At 74.1% G+C, this 15,433-nt stretch carries 11 protein-coding genes; 7 read left to right on the top strand and 4 right to left on the bottom strand.

The features are described 5' to 3' along the window. From DLJ58_RS23995 to pspM, 4 genes are all read left to right on the top strand, one after another. The coding region (locus DLJ58_RS23995) for a CinA family protein (protein ID WP_148098004.1) at positions 1–356 on the top strand (356 nt) is incomplete at its 5' end. 218 nt (positions 357–574) lie between these two features. Continuing rightward, positions 575–1,009: a helix-turn-helix domain-containing protein gene (locus DLJ58_RS23990; RefSeq protein ID WP_124859510.1), complete on the top strand. Its 435-nt coding sequence runs from the start codon at positions 575–577 to the stop codon at positions 1,007–1,009. Between the two features lie 199 nt (positions 1,010–1,208). Further along, positions 1,209–2,081: a PspA/IM30 family protein gene (locus tag DLJ58_RS23985; protein WP_124859508.1), complete on the top strand. Its 873-nt coding sequence runs from the start codon at positions 1,209–1,211 to the stop codon at positions 2,079–2,081. 23 nt (positions 2,082–2,104) lie between these two features. Beyond that, positions 2,105–2,890 carry a phage shock envelope stress response protein PspM gene (gene pspM / locus DLJ58_RS23980; RefSeq protein ID WP_124859506.1) on the top strand — a complete coding sequence of 262 codons (786 nt, stop codon included), beginning with the start codon at positions 2,105–2,107 and terminating at the stop codon, positions 2,888–2,890. A 70-nt stretch (positions 2,891–2,960) separates the two neighbouring features. Here pspM and DLJ58_RS23975 read toward each other — a convergent pair whose 3' ends face one another. Next, positions 2,961–6,572 carry a hypothetical protein gene (locus DLJ58_RS23975; RefSeq protein WP_124859504.1) on the bottom strand — a complete coding sequence of 1,204 codons (3,612 nt, stop codon included), beginning with the start codon at positions 6,570–6,572 and terminating at the stop codon, positions 2,961–2,963. Between the two features lie 165 nt (positions 6,573–6,737). Further along, positions 6,738–7,547, bottom strand: a complete 810-nt coding sequence (locus tag DLJ58_RS23970) for a DNA-formamidopyrimidine glycosylase family protein (protein WP_124859502.1) — start codon at positions 7,545–7,547, stop codon at positions 6,738–6,740. A gap of 109 nt (positions 7,548–7,656) precedes the next feature. On the opposite strand from DLJ58_RS23970, the gene DLJ58_RS23965 reads away from it, so the two are divergent. Further along, entirely contained in the window at positions 7,657–8,919 is a 1,263-nt protein-coding gene (locus tag DLJ58_RS23965) for a hypothetical protein (RefSeq protein ID WP_124859500.1), read from the top strand. 33 nt (positions 8,920–8,952) lie between these two features. Here DLJ58_RS23965 and DLJ58_RS23960 read toward each other — a convergent pair whose 3' ends face one another. Further along, a complete protein-coding gene (locus DLJ58_RS23960) occupies positions 8,953–9,174 on the bottom strand; it encodes a CPCC family cysteine-rich protein (protein WP_124859512.1) in 222 nt (73 codons plus the stop codon). Between the two features lie 266 nt (positions 9,175–9,440). Between DLJ58_RS23960 and DLJ58_RS33885 the strand changes: the two genes are divergently transcribed. Next, positions 9,441–9,998, top strand: coding sequence for a hypothetical protein (locus DLJ58_RS33885; RefSeq protein ID WP_158629624.1), 558 nt, complete (start codon positions 9,441–9,443; stop codon positions 9,996–9,998). A gap of 215 nt (positions 9,999–10,213) precedes the next feature. Here the strand turns inward: DLJ58_RS33885 and DLJ58_RS23945 are convergent, their stop codons facing one another. Continuing rightward, the gene (locus DLJ58_RS23945) at positions 10,214–14,917 is read right to left on the bottom strand and encodes an Lhr family helicase (protein WP_425271338.1); all 4,704 of its coding nucleotides are present in this window, start codon (positions 14,915–14,917) and stop codon (positions 10,214–10,216) included. A 144-nt stretch (positions 14,918–15,061) separates the two neighbouring features. On the opposite strand from DLJ58_RS23945, the gene DLJ58_RS23940 reads away from it, so the two are divergent. Then, positions 15,062–15,433, top strand: a 372-nt coding sequence (locus DLJ58_RS23940; protein WP_124859494.1) for a hypothetical protein, incomplete at its 3' end; no start/stop codon positions are given.

Below are 15,433 nucleotides of genomic sequence, written 5' to 3'. Positions count from 1 at the left end.
GGGTCTACCGGGGTGGGCTCGTGGTCTACGCCACCGAGCTGAAGGCGACCCTGGCTGGCGTACCGGATGACCTGCTGTCCGAGCGAGGGCCGGTGGACCCGGACGTGGCGGCGGCGCTCGCCGAGGGTGGCCGGCAGCGGTGCGGCGCGGACTGGGGGCTGGCCACCACGGGGGTCGCCGGCCCGGAGCCGCAGGACGGGAAACCCGTGGGCCTGGTCTACGTCGCGGTCGCCGGTCCGAACGGTGGCGAGGTCCGCCAGCTCGACCTGGGCAGCGGGCGGGACCATGTCCGCGCGGGGGCGGTGGTCGAGGCGCTGCGGTTGCTCTCCGAGCGGCTCGCCGCCGCAGCCTCGTGACGCCAGCGCCGAAGCGGTCGGAGCCACCCGAGCCGACGCAACAGGGACGGCGGCGGGCCCCGGTGAGCCCGTCCCGACGAACCGACGGGCGGGGCGGGATGTCGGCCGGGCCCGCAACGGGTACGGTTGCGGGAAGGCTCCGACGTTCGGGGTCGGCGCGGTCCGCCGCGACCGGCCGCCCAGCGGCGGGCGCGAGGTATCCCTCAGGGGGAGGTGCGATGATCCTGCTACGCCGGGTGATCGGTGACGCACTGCGAGCGCGCCGGCAGGGCCAGCAGCGCACGCTGCGTGAGGTCTCCACCGCCGCCAACGTCAGCCTCGGCTACCTCTCCGAGATCGAGCGGGGGCACAAGGAGCCGTCGAGCGAGCTGCTCGCCGCGATCTGCGACGCCCTCGGCGCTCGCCTGTCCGAGCTGCTGCGTGAGGTGAGCGACACCGTGGCGCTCGCCGAGCAGATGCCCGGGGTGCTCGTCTCGATGCAGGACGAGCCGGCCGACGCCGCTCCCAAGAGCACCAACCGGGGTGTCCGGCAGGTCACCTCCGACGGCAAGGTCGCTGTCTCGGTCCGCCAGGACTCGCCGCTCAAGGCCACCCTGCGCAGCACCCGGGTCCGCCCGACCGAGCGCGACCGGGACGTGGTCTGCGCGGCCTGAGCCGCCGATCCGGTTGACCATGGGCGAGCTGGCACCGGCCGCGTAGGGTTGCTCGCAGGAGCCGCCGGTGCTGTCGACCGCCCGGTACGGATGCCTCATTGGCGTTCGGCTGGGACGATGGAGACCGGCCGGTTTACGGTCGGTCGGTCCAGCCGGTCCGACGGTGGTGGAGCGACGCTACTGAGGGGATACCGCGGAGATGGCGAACCCGTTCGTCAAGGGTTGGAACTACCTGATGGCGCTCTTCGGTGCCAAGATCGACGAACACGCCGATCCGAAGGTGCAGATCCAGCAGGCCATCGAGGATGCCCAGCGGCAGCACCAGGCGCTGGTTCAGCAGGCTGCCGCGGTGATCGGCAACCAGCGTCAGCTGGAGATGAAGCTGTCTCGACAGATGACCGAGGTCGAGCGGTTGCAGGGCAACGCCCGGCAGGCCCTGGTGCTGTCCGACCAGGCCCGGGCCAAGGGCGACGAGGCCGAGGCGGTGCGGTTCGAGCAGTCCGCGCAGACGCTGGCCAGCCAGCTCGTCTCCGCCGAGCAGGCCACCGAAGATCTGAAGACCCTGCACGACCAGGCGCTGGGCGCCGCCGCCCAGGCCCGCCGAGCGGTCGAGAACAACTCGATGATCCTCCAGCAGAAGCTCGCCGAGCGCACCAAGCTGCTCAGCCAGCTGGAGCAGGCCAAGATGCAGGAGACGGTGGCCCGCTCGCTGGAGTCGATGTCGTCGCTGACGGCGCCGGGCACCACCCCGTCGCTGGACGAGGTGCGCGACCGCATCGAGCGGCGCTACGCGAACGCGATGGGTCGCGCCGAACTGGCCGGCAACTCCGTCGAGGGCCGTATGTTGGAAATTCAGAAGGCCACGATCGACTCGGCCGGCTCCGCCCGGCTTGAGCAGATCCGGTCCAGCATGGCGGGGGAGCAGCTCGGCGGCGCGGCCCAGCGACCGGCCGTGCCGCAGGCCGAGAAGACCGGCCCGGCCAACGACCCGACAGCCGCCGCCCGGCTGGACGAGCTGCGCGCCAGCATGGCTCGCGAGCGGGGCACCGGCGACCCGACCGCCGCCGGCTGAACGACCGGACCGAAGGGGTCACTGTGGCAGACGAGCGGACACGGTACTTCCGGAGGCTGGGTGGGCTTCGCCGGTCGGCCCGACGGTGGAGCGTGCTGGCCGGTGGGCTCGGCGGCGCAACGGTGGTGCTGACTCCGTACGCCGGCCTTGGTCTGCCCGACGCGGCCTGGGCCGGCGCCGCGGGCAGTGCGGTGGCGCTCGCCGCCTGGCGCTGGATCGACGTGCGCGCCCTGGCCGCCCAGCCGGCGCCTCCCGCGCTCGACCCGGCCGAGGCGGCGGCCCGTTCGCGGGCCCGATTGATCGCCGCCGTCGAGCGGCTGCCGGTCGGCCCGGGCGTGCTGGCCGAGGTGCGCCGGGTCCGCTCCCGGATCGCGCTGCGCGGCACCAGCGCCGGAGAACAGTGGGCCCGACTGGACCGGGCGGCGCTCACCCTGGCCGGGATGGCCCCACGGCTCACCGGGCTGGCCGAGCCGGCGGTGCTGGAAGCCGCTGCCGCCGACCGCTCGCTGCGTGACCTGGCCGCGCGGGTGGCCAGCGTCGAACGCGCGCTGCGGCTGGCCCCGGCCGACGCCCGGCCGCCGCTGGCCGAGGCGCACGCCGCGCTGACCGCCCAACTGGAGGGCGGGGTGGCGGCGTACGAACGACTGGTGGTCGCCGCCGCCGGTTATCTGGCCGAGGACTCCCGACCGGAGACCGCCCACCCGGCCGCCGACCGGCTCACCGAGGCGACCGACCTGCTGCACGGGGTCGCCGGGGCCCTCGCCGAGCTGCGGGCCGTAGGCACCCCGCTGCGCGCGCCGACGCGCTGACGGCGCACGCGCCGAGAGACCGCGCGCCGACGACGTACCCCACCGCGACCGCGCGCGGACCCCGGGCCGGTCACGGTGGTGTCGTCACCAGGACCGGCACGGTGTACGGCGAGGTGCCGACGACGTTGAACGACCGGATCCGGTAGTGGTACGTGACGCCCCGGGCCAACCCCGTGTTGGTGAAGCCGCGGCCGGTCACCGTGAAGGTGGCCGTCTCCTGCTCGAAGGCAGGGTCGAGTGCTCGCTGCACGATGAACCCGGACCCCGCACCGCCGGGTGTGCTCGCCTCCCAGGCCAGGATCACCGTCGCGGTGTCCGGCCCCGGTGCGCTGGCGGTGGCGCTCACCGCGCTGGGGGTTCCCGGCGCGGGTGGTGAGGTCACCGTGGCGACCGTCGACCATGCCGAGGCGGAGCCCAGGTAGGTGGTCCGCACCCGGTAGTAGTACGTGGTGTCCGGTGCCACTGTCGCGTCCAGGTGGTTGTCGCCGACCCCGATCGCCGTGGTGCCCGGGCCGCTGGTGAACGTCGGGTTGGTGGCCCGCTGCACGTCGATGCCGGTGGCGAAGGACCGGTTCGACCAGCGCAGCGCCACCCGCAACGGCGCGGCCGGCGGGAGCGTCGCGACCAGACCGCTCGGCGCGGCCAGGTGCACCGAGGCGGGCACCCCGTTCGACCAGGACGAGTAGCTGACCGCGTTCTCCGCCCGGATCCGGTAGTGGTAGGTCACCCCGGGGGTGACTGTCGCGTCGGTGTAGCGGGTGGCGGCGGCCGCGACGGTGATCGTGGTGACCTCGCCGCCGAACGTCGCGTCGGTGGCCCGTTGCAGCAGGTGGCTGGTGGCGGGCGGTCGCCCGCCGTTGCTGGTCCAGGCCAGCGCGATCGCGGGTAGCGCGGTGGCCGAGCCGGGCACCGGTGTGGCGGTCAGCCCGGTCGGCGCCTTCGGCGCCACCCGCAGCACCAGCGGTCGGCTCATCCCGCCGTCGCGGTGGCCGGCGAGCTGACTGTGCCAGCGGTATTCCCAGCCCAGGTTGACCAGTTGGTTGACCACCGTGGCCGGTCGCCCGTCGATCGGGCTGACCGGCGTCGACCCGGTCCGCGCTCCGGCCGGGCGACCCGGGTCGAGCAGCCGGACGCTGTCTCCCAGCTTGAACGGCAAGGTCGGCGCGACCGGGCGCAGCGCCACCACCACGTCCTCCCGGGGATTGACCCGGATGACTCCCTTCCAGCCCAGCTCCGTGCCGTGCGGGAGTCGCAGCGTGCCGTCCCAGCCAACCCGGTTGATCACCTGCACGTCGCAGCCGGCTACGTGCAACGGCTCGGTCTGCCGGACGTTGCCGCTGATCCGCCAGAGCTGCGTGCCGTCGGTGGGGGCGCCCACCGGCACGGCGGGGTCGGTGGCGAAGAGCACCTCGGTGACCGGGTCGGTCGCACCGAGCGGCAGCGTGGTCGGGTTGAGCGGCCCGGCGTGCGGGTGTCCGACGCCGAGCCGGCCCGCCGACCGGCCGTGGTCCGGCTCGAAGATCTGCTGTGCGGCCTTGACCGCGATCGGCAGGGTCACCGGGCCGGTGCCGGCCGTCGGCGTGAACGTCACAGTGGTGGCGTACACCGGCACCGTCGTCTGCGCCGAGGTCCGGGTGCCGAACGCCGGGTCGTACGCCGGCTGCGGGACGATCGGCGGGCGCTGGCTGGCCGCGTACGCCAGGGGCAGCCGATCGCGCAGCCGGCTCAGGTCGTACGGCGACTCGGGCGTCCCGGTGACGCGGAACTGGAGCACCGTGCGAGTGTTCGGGCCGTACCCCGGTTCGGTCGAGGGTGGGCCGCCCTCGGCGCTGCGGTCCGGGGCGTCGGTGTGCTGGTCGTAGCGGGGGTCGAAGCCGGGCAGCGGAGCGGGAGCGTCGTTGTACAGGATCAGCGTGCTGCCCGGCGGCACGGCGGAGAAGTCGACGAGCACGTCGGCCCGTTCGCCCGGGGCGAGCAGCAGGGTGTGTCCGTCGACGTTCAGCACGGTCGGGTCGAGCCGGTCGTAGCGGTAGCCGATCGGTTGGTTCGGCAGCACCACGGGCGCAGGCAGGAGACCGGCCTCGTTGCCGATCTGGATGAACTCCGGGCCGGCGGCGCGCGGGTCCGGTACACCGCCGTCGCGTCCGTCGGTCGGCCACCCCGCCGGACGGTCCGCCGCCCGTGCGGCGGGCACCATCGGCACCTCACCGGCGTCGGGGTCGGCGAGCGCCCCGTCGGCCGTCCACATTTCAGCGTCCGAGCAGGCGCGGTAGAGCTGGAGGTTGAGGCTGCGGTCCAGGCAGGCGTTGAGGATCCGGAACCGGTACGTGCGCGGCCGCACCTCCAGGTACGGGTAGGCGACGCCGTTGACGAGCGGGGTGTCGCCGTACGCCTCGGGAACGGCCGCCGGGTGCGGTACGCCGGGGTTCAGCGGCGGCTCGTCCGGCGCGCCGACCGGGTCGTGGTACGGGTTCGGCACCCAGCCGTCGGTGCGGGCGTCGTCCGAGGTGGAGTTACGGGACCAGGGTCCGTAGTCCCAGCGACCGGTGGGGTTGCGTCCGCCGGACCGGTACGGGTTCTGCCGGGGTTGGTAGACGTGCGGGTGCCAGAGGCTGCCCCGGGCACCCCAGCGTTCCCGGTCCCAGGTCGGGTCCTCGGCGGCGAGTTGGGTGTCGTCCGGAACGAACGTCTTGTCCTCGATCACCAACGGCACCTGGTCGGCCGGCAGCACCGCGTCGGCGACGAGCTGGTCCTCGGCCGGGTCGGTGAGCAGGTAGAGCGTGAGTTGTCCGCCGTAGACGGTGAGTCGGGCCAGGCCGAGGGTGTTGTCGTGGAACCACAGCAGCCGGCCGCTCTGCTCGTTCGGGAAGTAGAGCGTGGTGGCGCCGGCTCCGGGCGCCGGCATGTCCGGCACGTGGGCCAGGCCGGGCCCGGTCGGGTACGGGGTGATCTCCCCGGCCGGGGTGATCCACTGCCCCGGGTTGCCCGCGCTGGTCCAGCCGGTCTGCGCCCCGGCCAGGTGCAGCACGGCCCGGTTCTGCGGGTACGGCGCCGGTCCGTCCAGTGGGCCCAGGCCGGCCCCCTCGACGGTGTCGTCGACCGGCAGGAACAGCTCGCCGGACCGACCGGTGGGGAGCTGGTTGATGAACTTCACCCGGACCGGTCGACCCCGGCGGGCGCGGATCATCGGCCCGAGGTGCCACGGTCGCTCCGGAGGCGCCACCGTGTTGTGACCGGCCGGGTCGGTGCCCGGGTTGAGTTGCCGGTAGCCCCGCAGCCGGGTGACCGGCAGGTCCCGGTGCAGTCGCTGGGCGTACTCCTGTAGGCCGATCTCGTAGTAGTCGCAGCCCGGATAGCTGATGGTGTCCGGCACCGCCACCGGCAGGTGGCTGCCGAGGTCGCCCCTGCCGGGCTGGCCCGGGAGGGGCAGTGGGTCGACGAACTTGCGCAGCCCGGTCCCGGCCACCATCTGCCCGTCGGGGTCCCGCGTCGGGCGGGGGCTGTGGGCGAAGTTCGGCACCGGGCCGAAGTAGCGGGGCACGACGGCCGGGTCCAGGCTCGCCGTGACAACGGCCTCCTCGGCGGTACGCGGGGCCGGCACGGACCCCGCCCGGCCGTCTGCGTCGGTGTCGCGGGTGGTCCGCTCGAAGAAGGTGGAGCGGAGTCTGCGGAACATCGCCATGACTCTCCCCGGTTCGGGGCGCGAGGTCCGCCACCCCGGCGTGGGGGACCTTGGCACTCTGCTGACGGTCGGTGAGCACTCAACCGCAGCATGCGACTCCGGCGGCCGGTTAGGAATTACCCAATCGTCCGTTTCTGCCATTGATCCCGTCAGGCGAGAGCCTGGTCAGCCGGATGACGGTGGACCCGGACGCTCGGGCTGGCAGACCGGGCACCAGTAGGTGACCCGTTCGCCCAGCTCCTCCTTGCGGATCGCGGTGCCGCAGCGGCGGCAGGGCTGGGCGCGGCGGCCGTACACGTAGCTGGTCTGCCCCCGGTGCAGTGAGCCTGTGCTGCTCTGCGTCCACCTGCCCCGGTTGGCGGCGAGCAGCCGCTGTGCGAGGGCCACCAGGCCCGGCAGGTCGGGCACTTTGCCGACCGGGGTCCACGGTGACACGCCCCGCAGGAACAGCACCTCGCACTTGTAGAGGTTGCCCACGCCGGCCAGGTTGCGCTGGTCGAGCAGCGCCTCGCCGATGGTCTGCTCCGGGTGGTCGGCGAGCCGACGGACCGCCTCGGCCGGGTCCCAGTCGGAGCCGAGCAGGTCGGGGCCGAGATGGCCGACCAGCTGGTCCTCCTCGGCGGTCGGCACCAGGGTCAGGTCGTGCAGGTGGTAGCCGACCGCGACAGCGCCGGGGCTGCGCAGCACCGCCCGGATCAGGTGCGCGGGCCGGCCGCTCCAGCGTTCCCCCGGGGCGTACGCCCGCCAGGCGCCGTCCATCCGCAGGTGGGAGTGCAGGGTCCAGTGCTCCCCGGTCGGGGCGTTGAGCCGCAGCAGCAGGTGCTTGCCCCGGCTGGCCGACTCGCGGACGGTCCAGTCGGTGAGGTCCGTGGTCGCCAGCTGCGGAACTCGGAAGTCACTGCCGGTGATCCGCGCGCCGGCCAGCGCGCGGTGCAGCACGCGCGCGGTGTTCCAGACGGTGTCGCCTTCGGGCACCCTGCCATCCTCCCTCTTTCGAGCAAGATTCGCATGTGTCGCTATTTGTACTCAGGTTCCTCCTGATCTCCTGACATGCGAAGGTCAGGGGGTTCTGAGGAGAATGCCCATGACGCGACCGCGTTGTCGTATCCCATCCGTCGCCCTCATCGCCACCCTCGCCCTCCTGCTCACCGCAGCGCTCCTACCCGCCACCGGCCCTGCCCCGGCCGCGTCCGGCGGCGCTCCGATCACCCTCGTCGCCGCCGCACCCGGCGACGAACGGTGGAGCGCCGACCTCACCATCGTCGACCGCGACGATGTCAACGTTCGGCGTACCGCCGCCGGCCTCCGCCTGCGGGAGACCCGGTCCACCGGACGCGGCGCCCGCAGCCCGCACAGCGCGGTCGCCGAGGGGATGCTGGTGACCGCTCCCCGCACCCTCGCCCGGCCGGCCACCCGGGTCCGCGCCGAGATCAACGCCGCGGTTCCGGCCCGGGCGACCGTGGAGGCGCAGGTCCGCGGCTGGCGGGCCGCCGGCTGGACGGAGTGGCGGGCGGCCACCACCGGCGCGGTCTTCGACCGGCCGGTCATCCGGGTGCAGACCCGGGTGGTGCTCACCGCCCCCGATGGCGGCGCCACGGCGACGGTACGGGGCGTGCAGCTCACCGCCGACGCGAACGCCGCCGTCTCCGCCGCCACGCCCGGCCGCACCTACCGGGTGTACGCCACCCGCATCGGGCTGGTCGGTGAGGTGACCGCCAACGGCCGTACCGTGCAACCCCGAGACCACTTCGCGGCGCTGCCGTCGCGGCGAGGGCTCTCCCCGCTCAACACCGGTGACTACACCGTGCGGGTCTGCACCACCAGCGGCTCCCGCTGCGAGTACGCCCCGGTCTGGGACGTCGGGCCGTGGAACACCCGCGACGACTACTGGAACCCCTCATCGGTCCGGGAGAACTGGAAGAACCTGCCGCAGGGCCGGCCCGAGGCGCAGGCCGCGTACCAGTCCGGCTACAACGGCGGCCGGGACCAGTTCGGGCGGACCGTGCTCAACCCGGCCGGCGTCGACCTGGCCGACGGCACGTTCTGGGACGGGTTGCGGCTGACCACCAACGCCTGGGTGGACGTCGCCTACCTGTGGACCGGTGGCGGGCCTCGCGGCGTGGTCGGTGACGGGCCGCTCAACATCCGCACCGGGGCCAGCACGTCGTCCGCGACGCGGGGCCTCGCCGCCCGCCTGGCCCACGTGCCGATCCAGTGCTACGTCACCGGTCAGTCGGTCGCCGGCCCCTTCCGGACCACCACCCGCTGGAACCGTCTGGCCAGTGGCCAGTACGTCAGCCACGCGTACATCTCCAGCGTGTACGGCGGCAGCGTGCCGGTCTGCTGAGCCACGCTCACCCCGTCGGGCGCCCCGTCAACGTCAGGGGCGCTCGTCGGGGCGAGCCGTGCGCACCATGTCCTGGTAGCGCGGGTGGCTGGCACCGTAGACGGCGTAGTTGAGACGGGCGTGTGTGAGGCTCAGGTCGCCGTTGGGGCCACCGCGGACGGCGTCGGCGTCGGCGTCGGCCTGGCCGTCGTCGGTCCAGAAACAGACGGGGCACGTCCCCCCGCCGGTTCGGGATGCACAGCAGGGACAGCCCACAGGAACCACATGCTCACCCACCGGAGAAGCATTCCACAGTCGAACATCAGCCCGATACCCGCAGGAGGTCCCCCGGGGAGGCCGCGAGGAGGTCCCGGGCCGCCCGCCGTTGACTGCGACCGCGACAGTCGGTGGTCAGCGAGATCCAGGGCACGGCGGACATGCGCGCAGGCTCGTGGACCCGCGCGTTGTGCTGGCGGATACGGGACAGCGCAGTGGCCGACCGGCCCCTCCCGCCGCGGGAAGACGTTGGGCAGACTGCCCTGGTGACAACTCGGAACCTCCCCGCAGTCGGAATCCTGCTGGTCGCCGTCGCACTGAGCGCCGGTTGTGGCAGTGACGACGACGGCAGCCCGACCGCGACCCCGTCCGTCTCGTCCGAGGCGGCCCCGACCGGTCTGCCGACGCCCCAAGCCGCACCCAGTGCCGACGGCGCGACCCCGCCCTCCGCCGCCGCACAGGGCACGACGCAGCGGCGGCCGGCCAGCCCGCCGCCGGTGGTGCTGCCCAAGCGTCCGGCCAGTGCGCCCGGCGCGAAGCAGGTCATCGACGCTTTCCGGGCCGCCGGCCTCAAGGTGCCGCACCCGAAGGATCGCTCGGTCGACTGCGGGCCGGACGGCCTCGGCCTGGGCTGTTCCGAGCTGATCGCCACCGACGCCGTAACCGTCTACGTCTTCCCGGACGAGACCAGCGCCAGTGACATCGCGCAGACCTGGGGTGGCCAGTCGTACCGGCGCGGCGCGGTGGTGCTGAACTACCTGGAGGCGAAGACCCCGGCCGCCGACCGCCCCGGCTACGAGAAGGCCCTCGACAGGCTGGGCTGAGCCGTCGGCGTGTGCGAAGCATGTCGTTCACTTGACTGTGATGTCTGTGAGTCATCGTGATGACTCACAGACATCAGGCTCTGTGCGGGATTGCCCTCGGCGCGGCCTTGGCTGGCCGGTTGCGCATCGGGCACCGATCGGCGTGCGCTCGTCCGCGTTGTGCCGAGAGGCGGCCGCGCAAGCCCGGCCCACAAGGGTGGCTCGGAACTGACGGGTCAGCCGCGCAGGCGCAGGCCGCGGGGGGTGGCCCGGAAGCCGGCGGCGGTCAACGCGTCCCGCAGCGGCGACGAGTGCACCGCCTCGCCGTCGGCCCGCTCCACCGACATCGCGCCCAACGCCCCGGAGTGGACGGCGTCGGCGAGCGCCTTGCCGGCCGCGGCGAGCGTGTCGGTGTCGTCGGTGAAGGAGAGCAGCGTCCGGCCGCCGCGTTCGACGTAGAGGACGAGGTCACCGCCGACCTGCACCACCAGGGCGCCCGCCTTGCGCCCGGCCCGGTGCCCGGTCGCCGGGGTGGCCCCGTCGCCGGAGTCGATCACCCGTTCCGGCCAGGGCAGCGCCGCACCGTACGGGTTGGCCGGGTCGGTCGCGGCGAGCACGGTGGCCACCGCGCCCCGACCCCGGGCTCCGTCGGTCGGCTCGGCCAGCGCGCGCAGCCGGTCCACCGCACCGGGTACGGCGAACTGCGCCGCCCCGAGCCCTTCGACGAAGTAACCCCGGCGGGCCGCGCCGCGCTCCTCCAGCGCCGACAGCACCGGGTAGACCGCCGAGAAGCCGCCGACCACCTGCTCGGCCATCACCGCGCCTCGGGTGACCACCCCGTGCCGCTCCAGCAGCAGGTCGGCGAGCGCGGCGGCGCGCCGGGTCGGGTCGAGGTCCCGCTCCGGGAGACGTGACCAGCGGCCGGCGACGGTCGGCGGGCCACCCCGGGTCGGCAGCGCCACCCGACCGGGCCGCCGGTAACGGGTGCGGGGCGCGGACGGCCGGGAGCGGTGCGCGCCGCCAGCGCCGAGCACCGCGCGCAGCGGGGCGAGGGTGTCGTTGCTGAGGTGCCCGGCCCAGACCAGGTCCCAGATCACAGCGGTCAACGCGGCGTCGTCGGTCGAGCCGACCCGGTCGGCCAGCGGTCGGAAGAACAGCGCCTGCCCGTCGCCGAGCGCGTCGAGCACCGCGTCGTGCAGTGGGGTGCGGGTCAACGCCTCGTCCGGCGGTGGCAGCAGCAGCGGCGCGGTGTCCGCGTACGCCAGGGTGACCCAGCCGTCGCCCCCGGAGATCGCGCCCGACCCCGCCCAGAGCACCTCCCCGCTCGCGCACAGCTCGTCGAGCTGGGCGGGGGAGTAGTCCGCGACACGGGCGGGCAGCACCAACCGCTCCAGCGCGGACGCCGGCACCGCCGTGCCCTGCAACTGCTCCACAGTGGCGGCGAGCGCCTCCACACCTCGGGCGGACGAGCCGACCTGCTGCCAGCGGGGCAGGAACGTGGCGAGGGCCCGCGGCGGCACCGGCTCGATCTCCCTGCGCAGCGCGGCGAGGGAGCGGCGGCGCAGCATCCGCAGCACCTCGGCGTCGCACCACTGCGCGCCGGCCGAATCCGGGGTGAACTCCCCGGAGACCACCCGCCCGGTGGCGCCGAGCCGGCGCAGCGCCTGCTCGACGACGAACACCCCGAGCCCGAACCGGGCCGCGCAGCTGGCGGCGGCGAACGGCCCGTGGGTGCGGGCGTAGCGGGCCACCAGGTCACCGAGCGGGTCGGCCACCGGGGCGAGGTACGCCTCGGCCACTCCCATCGGCAGCGCCACGCCGAGGGCGTCGCGCAGGCGGGCGGCGTCCTCGACGCCCACCCAGCGCTGCTCGCCCGCGACCCGGACCCGCAGCACCCGGCGGGTGGCCTCCAGCTCGCTGAGCCACGTCTCCGGCACCCCCCGCTCGGTCAACTCGGCGTCGCTCAGGTCACCGAGCACCCGCAGCAGCTCGACGACGTCCTCGGCGTCGCGGGGGCGGCGCTGATCGGTCAGCCACCGCAGCTGCCGGTCGGTCTCGCTGAGCACCGCCGGGTCGAGCAACTCCCGCAGGTCGACCCGGCCGAGCAGCTCGCCGAGGAGCGTGGAGTCGAGGGCGAGTGCGGCGGCGCGGCGCTCGGCCAGCGGGGCGTCGCCCTCGTAGAGGAACGCGCCGACGTACCCGAAGAGCAGCGACCGCGCGAACGGCGACGGCGCGCTGGTTTCCACCTCGACCAACCGCACCTTGCGGGTGGCCAGGTCGCGCATCAGCCCGGCCAGCGCCGGCTGGTCGAAGACGTCCTGGAGGCACTCCCGGGCGGCCTCCAGGGTGACCGGGAAGTCCGCGTACTCACGGGCGACGTCGAGCAGTTGCGCGGCGCGTTGCCGTTGCTGCCAGAGCGGTTGGCGGCGGCGCGGGTCGCGGCGCGGCAGCAGCAGGGACCGGGCGGCGCACTCCCGGAAGCGGGCGGCGAAGAGGGCGGAGGTGCCGACCGACTCCTCCACGAGTTGGGTGATCTCGTCGGGCTCGAAGACCACCACGTCGGCGCCGGGGGGCTCGTCGGCGGTGTCCGGAAGCCGCACCACGATGCCGTCGTCGGAGGGCATCACCTGGGCGTCCACCCCGTACCGTTCGGCCAGCCGTCGGCCCACCGCGAGGGCCCACGGTCCGTTGACCCGGGCACCGAGCACGCTGTGCACGGCCAGCCGCCAGTCACCCAGCTCGTCGCGGAACCGCTCGACCACTACCGTGCGGTCGTCGGGCAGCGAGCGGGTGGCCTCCCGTTGCTCGCGCAGGTAGGCCATCAGGTTGCCGGCGGCCCAGTCGTCCAGCCCGCCGTCGCGCAGCGCGGTCAGAGCCGCCTCGTCGGTCTGGCGCAGCAGGGTGCGCACCCGGGCGCCGATGGCCCGGCCCAGCTCCACCGGCCGACCGAGCTGGTCGCCCTTCCAGAACGGCATGCGCGCGGCCTGCCCCGGGGCGGGCGAGACCAGCACCCGGTCCGGAGTGATCTCCTCGATCCGCCAGGAGGACGAGCCGAGCAGGAAGACGTCGCCGACCCGGGACTCGTAGACCATCTCCTCGTCCAGCTCGCCGACCCGGGCGGCCCGCTCGGCGCCGGCCAGGAACACCCCGAACAGACCCCGGTCGGGAATGGTGCCGCCGCTGGTCACCGCGAGTCGCTGCGCGCCGGGGCGGCCGGTGAGCAGGTCGGCGGCCCGGTCCCAGACCAGTCGGGGGCGCAGCTCGGCGAAGGCGGTCGACGGGTAGCGGCCGGAGAGCATGTCCAGCACGGCGTGCAGCGCCGAGTCGGGCAACTCGGCGAAGGGCGCGGCCCGGCGGACCAGCACGGCCAGGTCGCCGAGCGCCCACGGCTCCAGCGCCACCATCGCGACGATCTGCTGGGCCAGCACGTCCAGTGGGTTGCGCGGGTAGTGCAGCTCCTCGATCGCGCCCTCGGTCATCCGCTCGGCGACCACCGCGCAGGAGAGCAGGTCGCCGCGGTGCTTGGGGAAGACCACCCCCCGGGAGACGGCGCCCACCTGGTGCCCGGCCCGGCCGACCCGTTGCAGGCCGGCGGCCACGCTCGGCGGCGCCTCGATCTGCACCACCAGGTCGACCGCGCCCATGTCGATGCCGAGCTCCAGGCTGGAGGTGGCGACCACCGCCGGGAGCTGGCCGGACTTGAGCGCCTCCTCGATGTGCTTGCGCTCCTCCCGGGAGACGCTGCCGTGGTGGGCGCGGGCGATCACGGGCGGCGCGCCGGTGGCCGCGCCGGACTGGGCCATCACCTCGGCCGGCGGCCGGTTGCGCACCGGACCGGCGGGGCCACCCCAGCGCTGCGCGCCGGACGCCGTGCCGTCGTCGCCCGCCGGGTCGTCGCCGGCCGGCAACCCCTCCGGTACGCCGATCGCGCCCTCGTCCGACGCGGATGCGGCCACCGCCTCGGCGGCCAGCTCGTTGAGGCGGGCGCAGAGGCGCTCGGCACTGCGCCGGGAGTTGGTGAAGACGATGGTCGAGCGGTGCTGCCCGATAAGGGTGAAGACCCGCTCCTCCACGGCCGGCCAGATCGACGCCCTCCGCGGCCCGGGGCCGCCGAGGCCGTCCTCCGGTGGCTGCTCCTGCTCGTCCAGGCGGGTCATGTCCTCCACCGGGACCTCCACGCTGACCTCGATGGTCTTCGGGGTGGCCGGCTGGACCACGTCGACCGGGCGGGCGCCGCCGAGGAACTGCGCGCAGGCGTCGATCGGCCGGACGGTCGCGGAGAGGCCGATGCGCTGCGCCGGGGCGGGCAGCAACTCGTCGAGGCGTTCGAGGGAGAGGGCGAGGTGGGCGCCGCGTTTGCTGCCGGCCACCGCGTGCACCTCGTCGACGATCACCGTCTGGACGCCGCGCAGCGAGTCGCGAGCCGCGGACGTGAGCAGCAGGAACAGCGACTCGGGCGTGGTGATGAGGATGTCCGGCGGGGTGCGGGCGAACGCTCGTCGCTCGTCGGCGGGCGTGTCGCCGGTGCGCATGCCGACGGTGATGTCGGGCGGTGCGACGCCCAGCCGGGTGGCCGCCTGCCGGATGCCGGCCAGCGGGGCGCGCAGGTTGCGCTCCACGTCGACCGCGAGGGCCTTGAGCGGGCTGACGTAGAGCACGCGGCACCGCTGGCGGGCCTCGGCCGGTGCTGGCTCGCGGGCGAGTCGGTCCAGTGACCAGAGAAAGGCCGCGAGCGTCTTGCCCGAGCCGGTGGGTGCCACCACGAGCGCGTTGCGGCCGGCGGCAACCGATCGCCAGGCGCCGGTCTGCGCGGCGGTCGGGGCGGCGAAGGCATTGTCGAACCAGGCACGGGTGGCCGGACCGAACCCGGCCAGCACCGCGCCGGCGTCTGCGTCTGCCCCGGTCACCGGTCCATCGTGCCCCGCCGGTCCGACATCCACGAGCGACCCACGACGGAATGGGCCCGCGAAAGGCAAAAAGCGTGGAACGTGCGCTTAATACGTTAAGTCTCACTTAACTGCTTGCTTCCAAGGAGCAACATAAAGTAACTTCACTCGCAACGCGAACCGGGGTGAGGGGGTTTGATGGCCGGCGAGCAGCGCACCGTCGAACCGGGCACCGACGTGCTGATTCGCAAGGTCGACAGCCACCTCGCCACGCTCCGCGCAGGCCTGCACGGCCCCGAGCTCGAGCTCGCCGAACGCCTCGCCCACTGCCTGCGCGAGATGGTTCTCTGCACCGCCCAGGCCAGCGCCGCCGACCGGGGTCAGGTCCGCGTTGCCGTGCACTACTTCGTGCTGCGTCGCGAGAGTCGTGGCCGCCTGTTGTCGGTGCGGTCGCTGACCGCCGCCGAGCGGGTGGTCGACCGGGTCGCCCGCCAACTCGGCCGCCTCGACCTGCTGGCCGTGCTACGCCGCGACCGCCCCACCCCCGACGACGCGCAACCCCTCAACAAC

Origin of the sequence: Micromonospora arida, assembly GCF_003857035.1 — a bacterium.
In the GTDB taxonomy this organism is placed as follows: domain Bacteria; phylum Actinomycetota; class Actinomycetes; order Mycobacteriales; family Micromonosporaceae; genus Micromonospora; species Micromonospora arida.
The sequence above is the reverse complement of the archived record's forward strand: the minus strand, read 5'-3'. Positions and strand labels throughout refer to the sequence as shown.

Excerpts from the sequence above, each read along its gene's own strand:
- DLJ58_RS23985 (WP_124859508.1), top strand. The coding sequence starts at position 1,209 with ATGGCGAACCCGTTCGTCAAGGGTTGGAACTACCTGATGGCGCTCTTC.
- DLJ58_RS23965 (WP_124859500.1), top strand. The coding sequence starts at position 7,657 with ATGACGCGACCGCGTTGTCGTATCCCATCCGTCGCCCTCATCGCCACC.
- DLJ58_RS23975 (WP_124859504.1), bottom strand. The coding sequence starts at position 6,572 with ATGGCGATGTTCCGCAGACTCCGCTCCACCTTCTTCGAGCGGACCACC.
- DLJ58_RS23990 (WP_124859510.1), top strand. The coding sequence starts at position 575 with ATGATCCTGCTACGCCGGGTGATCGGTGACGCACTGCGAGCGCGCCGG.